This window comes from Halorussus salinus, assembly GCF_004765815.2.
GTDB lineage: Archaea > Halobacteriota > Halobacteria > Halobacteriales > Haladaptataceae > Halorussus > Halorussus salinus.
This window is the reverse complement of record NZ_ML974128.1, coordinates 391,239-406,269: the sequence shown is the minus strand read 5'-3', so window position 1 is coordinate 406,269 and position 15,031 is coordinate 391,239. Positions and strand designations below refer to the sequence as shown.

Here is a 15,031-nt window from a genome sequence, read left to right as displayed (position 1 = left end):
AGGCCGCAGACTCAACCGCCAATCGCCGTTTCGGTGTCATTCGGGGAGTTCGCCCTCGACGTTCCACAAGTCGCTTCGTATCGCGCGCTCGCCGAGGTTCGTGATTCGATAGAACGTTTGGCGGCCGTCTGCACCGTCGGGTGCGGGAACTTCCGCGAGGAGATTCGCTTTCAGTAGCGGTCGGACGTGGGTCTGAAGTCCGTTCTTCTCCCTGTCGAGGAGTCGTTTCAACTCCGTTCGAGGCAGACGCTCGTCCTCGTCCCCGTCGGCCGAGCGGAAGAGGTAGTAGAGAATCGCGTAGCGAACGGGATGGGCGAGCGCGCGTTTGCGTGCAGTGAACCGTTCGAGCGTGTCAGTACTTTTGCCGAACAGTTGGTTATCGGTGAAATCCACGAGTTCCCCGTTTTCTGGGACCTCCGAGAGACGCCCCTCGCGCTCGGCGTTCGATTCCGTCGCCATCGTACGTCTCGCTTCGCCACCGACGCACATTAAGGTTAGGGATTACTAATCTTTCTTCCACGCTGTAGTCAAAATAGGAAATATTAACCAGCGGTAGGAAACGAAATTCGACCATGAAGAGACGGAAGTTGGGACTCGAATACGACGGGAAATCCATCTACCAACACGTAGTAGAGGGTACTCCAAATCCCGGAAATCGAGGGGATTTCCTGTGCTACGTCATGGGACCGTACACGCCATTCGACGTGACGTACGCCTATCCTGCAGACGCTATCGACACCGACGATCCCTATATCGAAGCGGAACTATTCGACCCCGAAGACCACGAAGATATGGAAGCGACCCTCGGAGGCGTCTGCACCGAACTCCGACGGGACCCCGGAATACGAGCATTCGTCGCGACTGACGTGGAGATTCCGACCGCGAAGGAAACGACACGAGAACGACTAGACGAGTCGGGTCTCAGTCCGCTCGACCAGTCCATCGAGTACGCAATTGTCAGCGACGCCGTCGTCTTCATACTGGACGAGGCAGGGCTGAACGCCGGAGTCGGAAGCGAGGTCGGGGCGATTCTGGGCGAGTTCAACCTTCGGATTCGAAATCGAGAACCGCCTCGAAAGCCTCGCCGACGGTTCCGGATCTACCTGTCGGACGAGTTCGGGAGTGCCAGTATCGAGGAGATACCGTCCGGCTACGGTATCGACGTGTATCGGTACCGGAGCGAAGCGGACCTTCTGGGAAACCTTCGGAACTTCGTTACGAACGTCGAGAGCCTCTCCCGGTACGACGGACTCGAACTGTACGAGCCTCCTGAAAAGTGAGACGACGAACCAGCCTGCGTCTCGACTCTACTCGTCTTTCATCCGACTCCCGCCCGGCGGCAGGAACTCCTGAATCAGGTCGGGACTCGCTACTTTCCGGACGAAGGAGGTGTCGATGAACCGCTCGCGGAACGCCCGGTAGATGCGCTTGGCGATGTCGTTCTGGGCGTAGCGGCCGGGTTCGACCTCGATATGAGTCTCGACCTGCGGGACGATTGCCTCGGGCGGACCGCCGAGGACGCGAGTGTGGGGTTCACACGAGATGCCGACCGCGACGCCGACTTCCACGTCGCGGAAGTACTCGCGGTCTCCTCGAATGGCGAACCCGCCCTTCTCCAAGTACTCGCCGCTCTCGGGGGTTTTGCTCACTTGGTCGGGCGTGACCACGTAGGCGTCACCGGCGAATCGACTGTCCTTCCAGACCGAGGAGTACGACACGGCGAACTGGGCGGCCTCGCGCTTGCTCTGCTCGGGCACGTCCACGTCGCGGGAGGGTTCACTCGGGTCCGAGGTCTTGAGGACGGTGACGGGACCGCCGTGGGCCTGCGCGTGGAAGAACAGGTCGTTGCCCTCCAGATACTTCTGGACCAACTCCTCGTTCTGGTCGGCGTTGCGGCCGCCGATAACGAGGAAACCGTCGCTGGTCCGGAACCAGCGGAACCGCTCGTACCACTGTTCCTGCTGGCGGACCGGAATCGACTGCCGGGAGAGCCAGTCTACGTCTTCCTGCTCGTCTTCGTCGGCCTCCGCGTCGCTCTCGTCGGGGTCGGCCTCCCACTCCTCTTTGCGCTTCTCGACTTCCTCCAAGTCCTCGCGGGTGTCCTCGATGGCGGCGAGCGCGCCCTCCTTCTTCTCCTCGATGCGCTTGGCCTCGGTGTAGAGGCGGTCGGCGTTCTTCTCGACGCCCATCTCCGCGTCGAGGGGAACGTTCACGCCGTCGAGTTCGACCGTGACCATCCCGTTCTCGGGGTCCACGCCCCGCACTGCCTCGGCGGCTTCGATGCCCTGCTCGGCTCCCTCCTCGAAGCGGGCCTCGATTTCGTCCCACGAAGTACCCTCGTCCAGCGCGTTCCGAACCGTGGTGAGGATGTCGTCGGCGAGTCCGTAGTGGCCGTAGAGTCGTTCGGCCTTCTCGCGTTCCTGCTCGGCCTCCTGCTCGAAGCCCTCGATGGCCTGCTCCTGCTGTTGGATGATGCGCTTCTGCTTCTCGATTTCGGCCTCGAAGTCGGGGCGCTGGTCGCCCGCGGACTGCTCGGCCTCCGTCTCGCCCTCGGGGACGAAGTTGGCGAAGTAGTAATCGACCGCCTCGTTGAACGTGTCGAACGCCTCGCTGTCGAGGTCGGCGTACTCTTCGAGGGGCATCGGCGTCACGTCCACCAGCACGTCGTCCTCCTCGTAGACGCGGGGGTCGAAGTCCGCGGACCGGACCGGTTCGGCGAGGCGCTGGATGGCGTCGAAGATGGCCTCGTAGTCGCTCTCGTCGGCGTCCGCGATATCCTTCCCTTTCTCGACGCCAGCGCGCGTACAGACCTCCTCGGCGTACAGACCGCCGAAGTTGAGTTGCGTGGCGAGGGTGCGCACGAGGTCGGTGTCGGACTCCTCCATGTGCGCGACCAAGGTCTCGTACTCGACTTCGAGGGGGTTGATTCGCTCGTCGGGGAACTCGTACTGGCTCCCCGGCGCGACGGTCCGGGACTTGAGTCGCACGGTGTCGAGCGAGTCCACGACCTCGTTGTTCTCGTCCAGCACCGCGACGTTGCCTTGTCCGAACAACTCGGCGACGATGGTGGTGTCCTCGTCGCCGCGCTCGAAGTGGAACTGGAGGATGCGGTCGAAGCCGTACTGTTCGACGCCCGCGAAGTCCGCGCCCGAGAGCCGATTGCGGAGCATCATGGCGAAGTTCGGCGGCCGTCCCGGCGCGTCGGGGACGTTCTCGGGGTCCGAGACGTGTGCGCGCTTGGTCTCGCCGACTTCCACGAGGAGTTCGACCCGGCCGCGGTCGAAGTCCCGCATCTTGAGTCGCAGGAGGTCGTCGTCGTAGAGGTAGGCCTTGTCGAGTTTCGCGCCCTCGTAGGCCCCGAGTTCGGCCACGACGGCCGCGAGGTCGATACTCGACAGTTCCCGCTTTACGTCGGTCATACGTAGCCCAAACAGGGCCTGCGGTATCCCGGTTACGTTTCCCGGAGGTTATTTCGGGGAGAATCGAAACCGAACGTAGAGAGGTCAGAACGCCCACAGACGGCCGAGCCAACAAGACTACAAGCGACCCGTAGACTCGACTGGATAGGTCCGCGGTCGGGTCCCCGACCCGGACGAGAGTCCATCATGACGAACCACGACTACAGCACGCCGTCTCGGGGGAGTTCGAACTGGCACGAGCCGATGAACCGCAACTTCGAGCGACTCGATACCGACGTAGAGATACGCGACGAGGAGGCCAACAGAGACCAGTACCAGCCCAAAGAGGGCGCGAAGTTCTTGGCGACCGACACTGGGGTTCGCTACCTCGCCGACGGGTCGAACTGGCACCGACTCCAGTACCCGACCAGCGAGTCGAGGAGTCCGGAGAGCGCCGACAGTGCTGGCGACGCTGGCAACTTCGGCGGGACCCGACCCGCCGTCAACACGGAGAAGACGTACGTCAAGGTCGCCGCCGACGGGAGCGGCGACTACGAGTCGATACAGACCGCAATCGACGAGGAGTTCCCGTGGCTCATCCAGCGGCCGGTCCAAATCGACATCCGGCCGGGCACCTACGACGAACACGTGTTGTTGCCCCCGTATCTGGCGAACTGGGCCGAACAGAGCGACCGAGACGAGCGCGTTCCGGTCACGCTCAAGGGAACTCGTGACGACCCCGAGAGCGTCACGGTGCGTTCGCTGATGGCGACCGGAGGCGTCGGCGCGACCCAAGCTATCGGCATCACGTTCGACGGCGCGTGCAAGTGGGACAACGAGGCCTGCGCCGTCGCGTCGTACAACACCTACCGACTGGCGCTCTACGACTGCAAGATAGACGCGCCGGGGAACGCGATGGTCGCGTACGACGGCCACCTCAAGGTCGGCCGCACCGAGGTCAACGCGCGCGGCGAGGCGGGCGGCGACAACGGGAACACCGGGTGGGGAGCGAAGGTCAAGAACATGGGCCGCTACTGGGCGACCGCGGACGGGACGACCGGGAGCGTCAGCGGTCCGGCGTACAACATCGACTCGGGGATAATCGCGTTCAACCACGCCGGTCGAGGTCACTTCGACGGCGACCCGCTGGTTTCGAACACGGGCGGCGGGTTCGCCATCGACGAGGGCACCAAGAAGATTCACGGACTGAACGGGTTCGCCTAAGCGCCGAGCGGGTCCGACAAGCGTGGGGTGTGAACTCCCATCACAGCGAAGTGCTTATCACCCCCACTCGTCTCTAAGAAACTATGTCAAACAACCTCGGTGTTTTTATCGAAGATATCAGGTCGGTCGATAGACATCTGGCGGTGGTGAACGCCGAGGAGACCGACGAACGCGTCGCAGAGCTACTGAACTACTTCGAACGCTACGCGTTCGAGGTGACGACCGCGATGGAAGTGGACGCACTTCCGGAGGCGTTTCTGGTCCTCTCGGACGGCGAGCGGTGTCTGGCCGCCATCGGCGTCGGGACCCTCCACGACTACCTCATCGACGCGCTGGACGCCGAGTCGTTCCCCCCGCGATACGCCGACGACCCGCGAGTCGTCGGCGCGGTCCAGACGTTTCTGACCGCACTCGACGAGAACGTCTACAGCGTCGAGTGCGAGGACAAGATTTCCCTTCTCGAAATTTCGCGCGTCGTCGAGGAACAGGCGGGCCACGAGGGGGCCGGAACGCTCCACACCGGCTGTCAGCGGCTCTCGCGACTCCGCGACGAGCGCGAGACGTGGGACACCTACCGCCGCATCGCCAACAGCGGCGTGGACGTGAACCTGTACGGCATCCCGGACTGGCGGCCGCCCGAGATCGACTCGATAACGGCGTTCGGCGACGACGAGGGCGACCACGTGACCGACCTGTGGTTCGTCGTCTACGAGGCCGACGACGACGAGGCCAGCGGCGCGCTCCTCGCGCGCGAGGTCGAACCGGGACGCTACACGGGATTCTGGACGTTCCGGCCCGAACGCGTGCGCGAGGTCGCGGCCTACATCCAGTCGGACCTCCAATCCGAACTCGCGCGACTCGACGGCGAGTGAGGGTCGCAAGTAGGGAAGGGTCGCGCGCGAGCAATCCGGACGACGAACCGCGAGCAGTTCGTCGCTCGCGTTACCGAGGCGCGCGTGGGGCGGCCTCTCCTCGCGGGCGGGTTCGCAGACCCAGCAGTCGCAGGTCGGCATCGGGGTCCGTGAGTCACCGCCCGACTCCGAGAGCGTGAGGTGCATGGAACCGGTAGCCGACGCGGGGACAGCGGGCGGCTGGCAGTCTCACGCGAGTCCGACGGGAAGCGAGACATCCACGAGACCGACGAACGAGGCCAGCATGACGACCATGTAGACGGCGACGAGAGCGCCGAAGCCGTAGGAGACGACCACGTACGCCGCGCTCCACGACGGCCGGAGGTCGGTCAGGTCCTCGATGCCCTTACGACGAACGTTCATCAGCCCGAAGTAGTCGCACAGAATCCAGAACCCGTCGCCGTGGATGAGCGGGTTCAGCGACATCACGACGTGTGCGAAGACGCTGACGACCAGAATCTGGACGAGGAGACTCCGGGGGAAGAGGTAGTAGAGCGCGACGAACGGGAGACCGGCCGCCAGTTCGACCAGCGGACCGGCGAGGTTGACGAGTATCCGCCGGTTGCGCGGGAGCATCCACGACCCGGTCGTGTCCGTGACGACCGCGGGCACGACGCCGTTCACGAAGTCGAACCGCACGGACGGGTCGAAGTGGCGGTCGCTGACGGCGTAGTGGCCGTACTCGTGGATGGCGAGGTACGCGGCCGAGAGGACCATCGTCGCCGCCACGTGGATGACCGACACCTCCCGGACCACCGCGACCGAGAGGTTCGAGACGACGGACGCGACCGCCGCTCCGAAGACCGAGACGAGGGCGAGGAACCCGGCGACGTAGGGCCAGAGCGCGATGTCGTCCGGCGGGAGGATTTCCACGACCGGGGCGTCTTCGCGGAGGACGCCCTCCTCGACGTAGCCCTCGACCAGCGACAGGGCCTCCTCGGCGGACGTGTGCGACTCGTCGATCACCGCCGCTCCGCCCTCGGCCTGCGTCCGGAGCGCCGAGAGGGGTATCTCGCCGCGAGCGACTTTCTCAAGCAGTCGAACGACCGCCTCGTTGACCTCCCGAAAGCCGCCGTCCGGCGTTTCGAGGAAGTATCGCTCCTCGACGTGACACCACGCGAAGCCGTACTCGGCGTCCTCGACGACCACGTTCCGGTTCATCGCTGTCTACTCGACGAGGTGGTCGGCGAGCGCCTCCGCGACGTTCGTGACCCCCTCGGAGTCGGCGAGCATGAACCGGCCGCCGGAGTTGACCTCCATTATCGAGTGCGAGCCGTCTTCGTCCAGTCGCAGGTCCACCGCGGAGTAGGTCGTCGGCAACACGTCGGCGGCCGCCAGCACGTCCTCGCGCGCCGCGTCGGGTATCTCGACCGGTTCGGCACCGACCTCGCCCTCGGGGTACTTGTACGAGAACGAACCGCCGTCGTACACGTACCGGAACTGCCCGACGTACTCGCCGTCCACCACGTACGCCCGAACGTCGTCGCCGGGAACGAACTCCTGAAACATCACGGGCGTCGTGAGGTCTTCGACCTCCTCCGAGTCGTCTTCGGTCAGGACGTACGCGCCGCCGAACTCGGTGATGGGTTTGTAGACGACCTTGCCGTGGTCGGCGAGAAACTCCTTGGCGGCGTCCGAATCGACCGTCGCCAGCGTCTCGGGCACGTCGATACCGGCCGCGCGGAACCGGTCGTAGGCGTGGGGCGTTATCTCGTCCCAGACGAACGTCTCGACGTTCGGGGCGACGGTCGCGCCGTGGGCTTCGAGCGACCGCAGGATGCTCTTGAAGATGCCGCGGTACTCCCGGAGTTGCGTCAGCGCGGCGTAGGGGTTCTCGTCGTCGCTCACGACGCCGTCGAGTCGGTCCTCGACGGCGGCGTTGAAGATGGTCAGCGGCTTGACGAACGCGCCTTCGACCTCGTCGATGGAAAGTGACTCCGACCCGAGGCGGATTGACTCGTCGCTCACGTCGTGGGTGATGGCTTTGCCGCTCGGCCAATCGTCCACGTCCACGACGACGACTTCGCTTCCCCGCCGTTCTATCTCCTCGCGCAGCAACTCGAATTCGTGCCCGAATACTCTTCCTATTAATAGGACAGTCATACTAAACTATCGCGTATTAGTGCGTATTAAATGTGTGGTTTCGAGGCTTTTCGGGGTGCGAGTGCGAGTATCTTAAATAGAGTACCGGCAACTCGGTCACGACCGACGAAGCGTCTCCTTCGTCGTCTTGTCGCGGTCACTGGAAAAGTCGATTCGTTCGGAATCGACGTTTCGCCGTCGTCTACTGCACGTCGATGACGTGACAGCTGACGACGATGGTGCTTTCTCGCTCGGTCACTTCTCGGTCCTCGAGGTCTCCGATGAGGTGCTTGTTATCGTCTTCCATGACTACATATCTCTATGGTAGGAACACCGTAATAAAATTGTTGATTGAATCTGAAACACATAATGGAATTGTCTTTACTCAAGTCGTAAAATACGGAATGACCAACTACTTCGGTCGGGGACTACGCTCGGTTCCGGCCGTTCAGAGTCGCTTACTCACGTACGGGCCGTCCTGATAGTAGCCTAATTTCTCGCGGTAGTACTCGCGGGCACCGATGCCCGAGATGACGCTGACCTTCTCGTAGCCCGCGTCCGCGGCTAACTCCTCGGCCTTCCCGAGGAGTTTCCGCCCGTAGCCCTTGTGCTGCCAGTCGTAGGACTCGTCGCCGACCTCGACCATCGGGCCGTAGACGTGGAGTTCCCGCACGAGGGCGGCGTCTTCGAGTTCCCCCCGGACCGGGTTTCCGGGTTCGCGCAGGCGACAGAACCCTATCAGGAGGTCCTTGTCGGGGTCCTCGTAGCTGATGAAGTGTTCGGTCCCTCCGGCGGCCTCGTAGGTCATCACGTCGAGTTCGACGTTCTCGGGGTCCTCGTCGTTCATCCCGACCTCGCGACACCGGATGCAGTCGCAGGTCCAGCCGTGGTCGTCCATCCGCTTCCGCGCGAGTTGCCGGAGGTTCGACTTCCAGACGCCCGCGTCGATGAAGTCCGCGGGGATGTCCCGCTGGACGCGCTGGAGGCGGGTGTACTTCGGAATCATCGACTTGATCTCCGCGACGAGTTCGGCGGCCTCCTCGTTCTGGAGCGGTTCGTACTCGTCGCGGTGCCACCAGTCGTACGTCGCGGTGCCCCGGACGACGAGCGTCGGGTAGATTTTGAGGTAGTCGGGCTTCCACTTCTCGTCCTCGAAGAGCCTGCGGAAGTCTTCGAGACACATCTCCTTGGACATGCCGGGCTGGCCGGGCATCATGTGGAAGCCGACCTTGAACGCCGAGTCTCGCAGACGCCGGTTGGCGTCGATGGAGGCTTGCACGCCGTGGCCCCGGTGCATCTCGCGGTTGATGCGCTCGTAGGTCGTCTGGACGCCGACTTCGACCTTCGTGCCGCCCAAATCGAGCATCCGGTTTATCTGCTCGGGGTCACACCAGTCGGGCTTGGTCTCGAACGTGATGCCGATTGCCCGCACGTCGTTCTGTTCGTTCTCCGCGATAACGTCTTCGAGGTACCGGAAATCGACCTCCTCGGGGTCTTCGGCGAAGCTGACGCCCTCGGCCGGTTCGGGCGACTTGCTCGTGTCGTAGTCGTTCATCGCCTCCAGCGCGCGCTTGACGAACCACTCCTGATAGTCGTGGCTCCGGGCGGTCATCGTCCCGCCCATCAGGATGAGTTCGACCTTGTCCACTGGGTGGCCGATTTCGCGCAACTGTTCGAGGCGGAGCGTGACCTGCCCGTACGGGTCGTAGTCGTTCTGGACGCCGCGGGCGGCGGCCGGTTCGTGGCCGGTGTAGCTCTGGGACGACGAGAACTCCGACCCCGGCCCGCCGGGACAGTAGAGACACTTCCCGTGCGGGCACTGGTGGGGGCTGGTCATGATGGCGACCGGCGAGACGCCCGAGGCGGTCCGGACCGGCTTGTTCTGGAGGACCTCCTGTAAGTCCTCCCGGCGCTCGTCGGGCGCGTAGTCGAGGAGTTCGGAGTTCTTCGGCACCTTCGGCGACGAGTGGTCCGAGCAGACCGACAGCTTCTCGCTCTCCAAGTCGTCGCGCTCGATTTCGCCGTCGAGGATGCGTTCGACTAGCTCCTCGCAGACCCGCTCGAACGCCTCGGTCTCGGTGGCGTCCGGCGTCTCGGTACTCATTACCTGTTTTTGGTCGGTTGGGCGGGATAAGGGTGTCGTCTACGAGTACGCTACGCGTTCGAAGCGACCCGCGACAGGGGTCGGCGACGCTCACGAAACGGCCGAGTCCGGTTCCGTACGCAACTCACCGTCCGTCTGGTACCAGAACGCGCCGACGACCAGCAGGGCGACGACCAGAAACGCGCCGACCGACTGCGCCCAGTCGTGGGCGCTCAGGTAGACGCGGTTGGGAACCATCACGACCGGAATCGCCAGCGTCGGCCAGAACTTCCGCTCGACCAGCGTCAAGTAGAGCGTCGGCACGAGCGCCATCGTGACGTGGCCCGAGAAGTTCCAGAACGGCGAGAGCGCGACGTACGGCACCGTAGCGACCGCGAGGGCTTCGAGGTACCCCGGCACGAGCGACCCCCAGCCGTAGCGATGCCAGACGAACCACGTCACTCCGGCAGTAAAGAACACTCCTCCCGCGACGAGCGCGTCCACCTGCCAGACGTTCCCCTTCGTGACCGCGCCGAGGCTCTGGCCCGTCACGGCGGCGTACGCCAGCGTCGGGACGAGCGAGAGGAGCCCCGCCCCGAGAAACGCACCGAGGCGTCTCGGGAGCGCCGACCGGTCGGCGTCCTGTCGGGACCACTCGGAGTAGATGAGGACGAGCGCGCCCGCGCCGACCATCACGGCCGGGTGGAAGACGTACGGATACAGCTCCATCGCCGTCTCGAATGCGTTCATCCCGGCGCGAGTACGACCGCACGCCGGAAAACCGCGATGGCAGTTCGAGACGGCAGGGCGTGCGACGAGAAGACAGTCCTCGCGCGGTCGGCGACAGAGTGGTAGTACTCGGGAGTCGGGTCACAGAAGTCGAGGAGATTCGGCCGCGACGACCGCTTACAGTCGCTGGCTGATGGCGTCGATCACGGCGTCGAGCGCGGCGTCGCGCTCGCCCGCGAGGTACTCGATGGCTCCGTCGCGGGTGCCCTTCGCAGAGATACCGGCTTTTTCGGCCGTCTCGGCCGCCTCCGCGGCGACTTCGCGGGCGTTGACTCGCCCGTCGCTCCGGACGTGAATCTCGTCCTCGCCGAAGCCGAGCGTGACGTGTTCGTCGCCGGGCGCGCCGTCCGCGCCGAGTCCGCGGCGGTGAATCTCGTCCAGCAGGACGCCCGTCGGCGGGAAGTCGAAGCGGTGGGTGAACGCCTCGGTGTCCAGCACGGTAAAGGAGACGCCGTTCGCGCCGCGGACCGAGAGGTTCGGCTCCACGGTGTCGAGTTCGGTTTCGAGTTTCTCGCGGAACTGCTCGCCGACGTGTTCGGCGAGGTCGCGCTTCTCGTGTTCGAACAAGAGGTCGGTGATGAGTTCGCGCTTGTCCTCGTAGGACTGGTAGAACGCTTCGAGCGCGACGGCCTCGCGGAGCGCGGTGGTGTGGTCTGCGTCGTAGCCCGCGTCGTCGGCGAGGTCGGTGTACTCCTCGGGCGCGTCGTCCCAGTAACTGACCGCCGGGAGGTGGGAAACCTCCTCGCGAACGTCGTCGTTGACGTGGGCCGCGAGGTTCGCGCCGAGGACGCCGACCGTCAGGTCGTCGGCGCCGTTCCCGTCGAGGTAGGGGTTGACCGCCACGTCGGCGAGGTCGGCTACGCCCTCGTCGGGGTAGCCCGCGTCCACGGTGACCCGCGGCGCGTCGTAGATGTCCAGCAGTTCGAGACCGTCGCGGGACTCGTCGGTACTCCCCGCGGCGACGAGGACGAACAGCGGCAGTTTCTCGTCGTGACGCTCGCGGTTGTCGAGCATCGTCGTCACGTCCTTCGTCGCGTCGGCCATGTCGTAGTCGCCGCCTTCGAGCGGTCGCCGGTCGAAGAAGTGGTACTCGGCGTCGCTCTTGGCGTGTTCGTCGCGGACGAGCGGCAAGACGGCGCGCTCGATGGCGGCACCGGCGACGTAGCCGTCGGCGGTGGCGTTGTGCCGGACGATGACCGGTCGGGACTCCATGACCGCGCGGCGAATCTCCTCGGCGGCGTCGCGGATGCGGCCGTGGACTGCGGACACCGACTCGTGGTCGGCCAGCAGGTCCACGTCGTCGGGGCGGGCCTCGGCGCGCAGGGCGTCTTCGAGTCGAGTCTCGACGGCCTCGCGGTCGTCTCCCTCCAACTTCTCCAGTTCGTCGGTCTCGACCTGTAGCTCGTTGTTCCGGAGTTCGACCACGCCGTCGAGTCGAACGAGGTCTCCCGTCTCGGCTTCGGGGTAGGCCCGGACGCCCGCCTCTACGAACGCGGCGCAATCGACCGTGGCGCTCTCGTCGCGGACCTCGAAGACCGTCGGCCCGCTGGTCTGGCGCGCGCCGACGATTTCGCCCTCGATGCGGACCTGCTCGTCCACGCGGTCGCTCAGACTGTCGATTTGGACGCGAGCGCGCTCGGAGTCCGACTCGTCAGCGTCGTCGTCGGTGGTCTCCTCGGCGTTGGCATCGGCGTCGGTGGTCTCCTCGGCCTCGTTCTCGCCTGCCGATTCGGTCTCGACTTCCGACTCGCTCCCGGACTCGTCGGCGGAGTCGCCGTCGGAGTCGTCGGCCTGCCGTTCGGCGGGGTCGACCGTGCCCGCGCCGTCGGTTGTCGCCTGCTGGTCGTCGCTCTCGTCGGCGTCGTCGTCGGCCTCTTCGGGGAGGATAGCCCCCTTCTCGGGGTCGTCGAGGAGCTTCCCGCGGAACTCGCGCTCGGACTGGCGAATCGACCAGCCGAGGTCCACGTTACCGTTGTCGCGGACGCCGGTGACTTGGACGAAGACGGTCTGGCCCTCGTCCCAGTCGAGCGAGTCGAGTCGCTGGTCGAGTTCGCTCTTGTGGAGGAGACCGGTCACTCGGTCGCCGATGTTCACGAAGACGCCGAACTCGGCGAAGCCGTCTACTGTGCCGCTGTAATACCGTCCCGGCGTCAACTGGTTGGGGTTGTCGCCGGCGAATTCGAAGAGGACATCCTGCTCGTGGCTGTCGCAGATGGCACCGTCGGCAGGGGTCCCGCAGATGATACACGAACCCATCTTATACGCGAGAAATATAGCCCCGGCCTAAAACTGTTGTCGAAACTGCCCCGGCGAACTGACTCAAATTAGTCGTCTTCGAACGCCTCCGCGCCCGGCAGGTCTGCGACTCCCTCGTGGGTGCCCGCGTACTCGGCGTCGGCGACCGCCTGCGCGAAGTCCTCGACGCGCGGGTACTCCCGAATCGTCAGGACGTGGCCCTCCTCGGCGGCGAAGACGATTTCGTCGGTCCCGTCCCGGTGCTGGTAGTGGTCGCCCTTCCGGGGCTCCTCGTGGTCGTGTGAATCGTCGGCCTCGTCGTGTCCCATCCCATCGGATTGAGACGCGCGAGGACTTTAAACTTGACCGCATTATTTGAATATCAGGGCGGTCGCAAACCGCGAGTCGATTCCCGAACGACCTACTCGAAGACCGGACTGTCGTCTTCCATCGCTTCGATGTCGTCCGCGATGTCGCGGACCTGTTCGGGGAAGAGCGCGACCTGTACCTCGTTACCCTCGCCGTCCTCGCAGACGAGTTTCACGCGCTTGTCCCCGAACTCGCGGGCCTCGGCCGACTCCACGTCGAAGAGTTTCGCGGTCCCGGACTTGTTCGAGGGGCCGACGTTCTTGATGGCTCCGTCCTTCAACTCGACCATGAAGTCGTCGAGGATGAGATTGAGCATGAACGCCCTTCGGGTCGAAACGTCTTATAAGTAGCCGAGTCGAGGAGGGACGAACCGTCAGGCGGCGTTCTGTTCTGCGCTCATCTTCAGGACTCGCGGAACGACGAGGAGGTCGAGGACGGCGATGCCCAGCACGAGCCATCGCATCGTTCCGTCGAGGAAGACGAAGGCGATGCCTACGAGGATTGCGACGTTGACGAGCGCGATGCCGTATCGGAGGGCCGGATTTTCGAACGGGGAGGCCATACGCGAGTAAAGCGAAAGGACCCTGATAACGATTGTTAAATTAAGTCAGTCCGCTTATCGCTCGCCCGCCGACCGAAGACGAGATTTGTGCTGTCGTCCCGTATCAGCCGAGCGGGAGACAGACCTGTGCGCCGACTTCCGGAACACGGAGACAGACCTCGCTGGCGGTCCAGACGGCGATTTCGCCGAGCGCCGCGAACCCGCGGAAGGCGTAGCCGAACACTATCGCGGCCGGAATCGCGCCCGCGACGAGCGCCCGGAGCGTCGTCGTCTCGTGGACCGTCCGGAGGCCAACGAAGAACAGGACCGCGCCGTAGACGGCGCACGCAGCCCGGAGCGTCGGCGAGGGAATCCCCGCAAAGACGCACGGTGCGGTCGCGTAAGCGATGACCTGCACCGTCTCGCTGGTGCCCGCGCGGTCCCGTACCGTCGCCATCAGCAGGACCGTCTGGAGCGCCCCAGTCAGGTGGAGGGCCGCGGGCGCGACGAACACGGTGACGAGCGCGAGACCGAACAGCGCCGCGAGCGCGGGGCGGCCGCCGATGGAGGGTGCCGCGCCGGGGACCAGCGCGAACCGGGTGGCCTCCTCCAGCAGGACGACCGTCATGGCGAACACGAGTCCCGGCGCTTGGTCGCCCGGCGCGATGCCGCGCTCGAAGAATCGCCGGGGACTGGTGAGGACTTCCAGCCACGCGCGAGCGAGCGCCGCGGGACCGCGGTCGCGCCCGCCGGTCGGGTTCTCGACCCACTGGGTCATTATTCGACTCTAGTCGGTCCGGAGGGTATGACAGTTCCGACATCGCGCTTCGTAGGACTCGTCGGCACCGACCACGATGGTCGGGTCGTCGACGTGGGCCGGTTCGCCGTCCACGAGTCGCTGGTTCCGGGTCGCGGGTTCGCCACACTGCGCGCAGATGGCCTGATACTTGTCCACGTACTCCGCCAGCGCGACCAACCGCGGCAGTGGTTCGAAGGGTTCGCCCCGGAACGTCTGGTCGGTGCCCGAGACGACCACGCGCCGGTCGTCGTCCGCGAGGAGTTCGCAGACCTCGACCAACTCCGCCGAGAAGAAGTTCGCCTCGTCGATGGCGACGACCTCCTCGCCGTTCAGTTCCTCGGGGATGTCCCAGACGCCCTCCTCGGGGTCCACGACCGTCGCGTCCCACTGGCGGCCGTTGTGCGACCCCACGGTGCCCTCGCCGTACCGGTCGTCCAACGCTGGCTTGAACGCCGCGACCTCCTGCCCGGCGATTTCGGCCCGGCGGAGTCGCCGCAGAAGCTCCTCGGTCTTCCCCGAGAACATACAGCCGGTGACGACTTCGACCCACCCGCTGTTCGTTATCTTGTGCATGTCCGTTCCGCGCTCACAGGAGCGTCA

General features: G+C 64.8%; 15 protein-coding genes. 3 read left to right on the top strand and 12 right to left on the bottom strand.

Translation table 11 applies throughout. The features are described 5' to 3' along the window. Positions 1-36: 36 nt before the first annotated feature. Positions 37-459 carry a winged helix-turn-helix domain-containing protein gene (locus EPL00_RS10125; protein ID WP_162224192.1) on the bottom strand — a complete coding sequence of 141 codons (423 nt, stop codon included), beginning with the start codon at positions 457-459 and terminating at the stop codon, positions 37-39. Between the two features lie 113 nt (positions 460-572). Between EPL00_RS10125 and EPL00_RS10120 the strand changes: the two genes are divergently transcribed. After that, complete coding sequence (locus tag EPL00_RS10120) at positions 573-1,280, top strand: DUF7509 family protein (RefSeq protein ID WP_135852821.1); 708 nt, start codon at positions 573-575, stop codon at positions 1,278-1,280. A 27-nt stretch (positions 1,281-1,307) separates the two neighbouring features. Here the strand turns inward: EPL00_RS10120 and rqcH are convergent, their stop codons facing one another. After that, positions 1,308-3,419 carry a ribosome rescue protein RqcH gene (rqcH, locus tag EPL00_RS10115; RefSeq protein WP_135852822.1) on the bottom strand — a complete coding sequence of 704 codons (2,112 nt, stop codon included), beginning with the start codon at positions 3,417-3,419 and terminating at the stop codon, positions 1,308-1,310. 186 nt (positions 3,420-3,605) lie between these two features. Here rqcH and EPL00_RS10110 point away from each other — a divergent pair, with 186 nt between their 5' ends. Together EPL00_RS10110 and EPL00_RS10105 are read left to right on the top strand one after the other, a co-directional pair. Further along, positions 3,606-4,622: a hypothetical protein gene (locus tag EPL00_RS10110; protein WP_135852823.1), complete on the top strand. Its 1,017-nt coding sequence runs from the start codon at positions 3,606-3,608 to the stop codon at positions 4,620-4,622. Positions 4,623-4,705: 83 nt separating this feature from the next. Beyond that, positions 4,706-5,494 (top strand): DICT sensory domain-containing protein, encoded by a 789-nt coding sequence (locus EPL00_RS10105; protein WP_135852824.1) that lies wholly within the window; start codon positions 4,706-4,708, stop codon positions 5,492-5,494. Positions 5,495-5,722: 228 nt separating this feature from the next. Here EPL00_RS10105 and EPL00_RS10100 read toward each other — a convergent pair whose 3' ends face one another. From EPL00_RS10100 to EPL00_RS10055, 10 genes are all read right to left on the bottom strand, one after another. Next, positions 5,723-6,694 carry a zinc metalloprotease gene (locus EPL00_RS10100; protein ID WP_135852825.1) on the bottom strand — a complete coding sequence of 324 codons (972 nt, stop codon included), beginning with the start codon at positions 6,692-6,694 and terminating at the stop codon, positions 5,723-5,725. 6 nt (positions 6,695-6,700) lie between these two features. Then, a complete protein-coding gene (locus EPL00_RS10095) occupies positions 6,701-7,636 on the bottom strand; it encodes an ATP-grasp domain-containing protein (RefSeq protein ID WP_135852826.1) in 936 nt (311 codons plus the stop codon). A 427-nt stretch (positions 7,637-8,063) separates the two neighbouring features. After that, entirely contained in the window at positions 8,064-9,719 is a 1,656-nt protein-coding gene (locus tag EPL00_RS10090) for a tRNA uridine(34) 5-carboxymethylaminomethyl modification radical SAM/GNAT enzyme Elp3 (protein ID WP_135852827.1), read from the bottom strand. A 90-nt stretch (positions 9,720-9,809) separates the two neighbouring features. Then, entirely contained in the window at positions 9,810-10,448 is a 639-nt protein-coding gene (locus tag EPL00_RS10085) for a phosphoesterase (protein WP_135852828.1), read from the bottom strand. A gap of 156 nt (positions 10,449-10,604) precedes the next feature. After that, positions 10,605-12,743 (bottom strand): DHH family phosphoesterase, encoded by a 2,139-nt coding sequence (locus EPL00_RS10080; RefSeq protein ID WP_135852829.1) that lies wholly within the window; start codon positions 12,741-12,743, stop codon positions 10,605-10,607. 68 nt (positions 12,744-12,811) lie between these two features. Further along, positions 12,812-13,051, bottom strand: coding sequence for a hypothetical protein (locus EPL00_RS10075; RefSeq protein WP_135852830.1), 240 nt, complete (start codon positions 13,049-13,051; stop codon positions 12,812-12,814). A gap of 92 nt (positions 13,052-13,143) precedes the next feature. Then, the gene (locus EPL00_RS10070) at positions 13,144-13,407 is read right to left on the bottom strand and encodes a hypothetical protein (protein WP_135852831.1); all 264 of its coding nucleotides are present in this window, start codon (positions 13,405-13,407) and stop codon (positions 13,144-13,146) included. Between the two features lie 57 nt (positions 13,408-13,464). Further along, positions 13,465-13,653 carry a hypothetical protein gene (locus EPL00_RS10065; protein WP_135852832.1) on the bottom strand — a complete coding sequence of 63 codons (189 nt, stop codon included), beginning with the start codon at positions 13,651-13,653 and terminating at the stop codon, positions 13,465-13,467. A gap of 103 nt (positions 13,654-13,756) precedes the next feature. After that, on the bottom strand, positions 13,757-14,410 hold the full coding sequence (locus tag EPL00_RS10060) for a YIP1 family protein (protein WP_135852833.1): 654 nt from the start codon (positions 14,408-14,410) through the stop codon (positions 13,757-13,759). Positions 14,411-14,419: 9 nt separating this feature from the next. Next, positions 14,420-15,004 (bottom strand): thymidine kinase, encoded by a 585-nt coding sequence (locus EPL00_RS10055; RefSeq protein ID WP_135852834.1) that lies wholly within the window; start codon positions 15,002-15,004, stop codon positions 14,420-14,422. Positions 15,005-15,031: the final 27 nt, after the last annotated feature.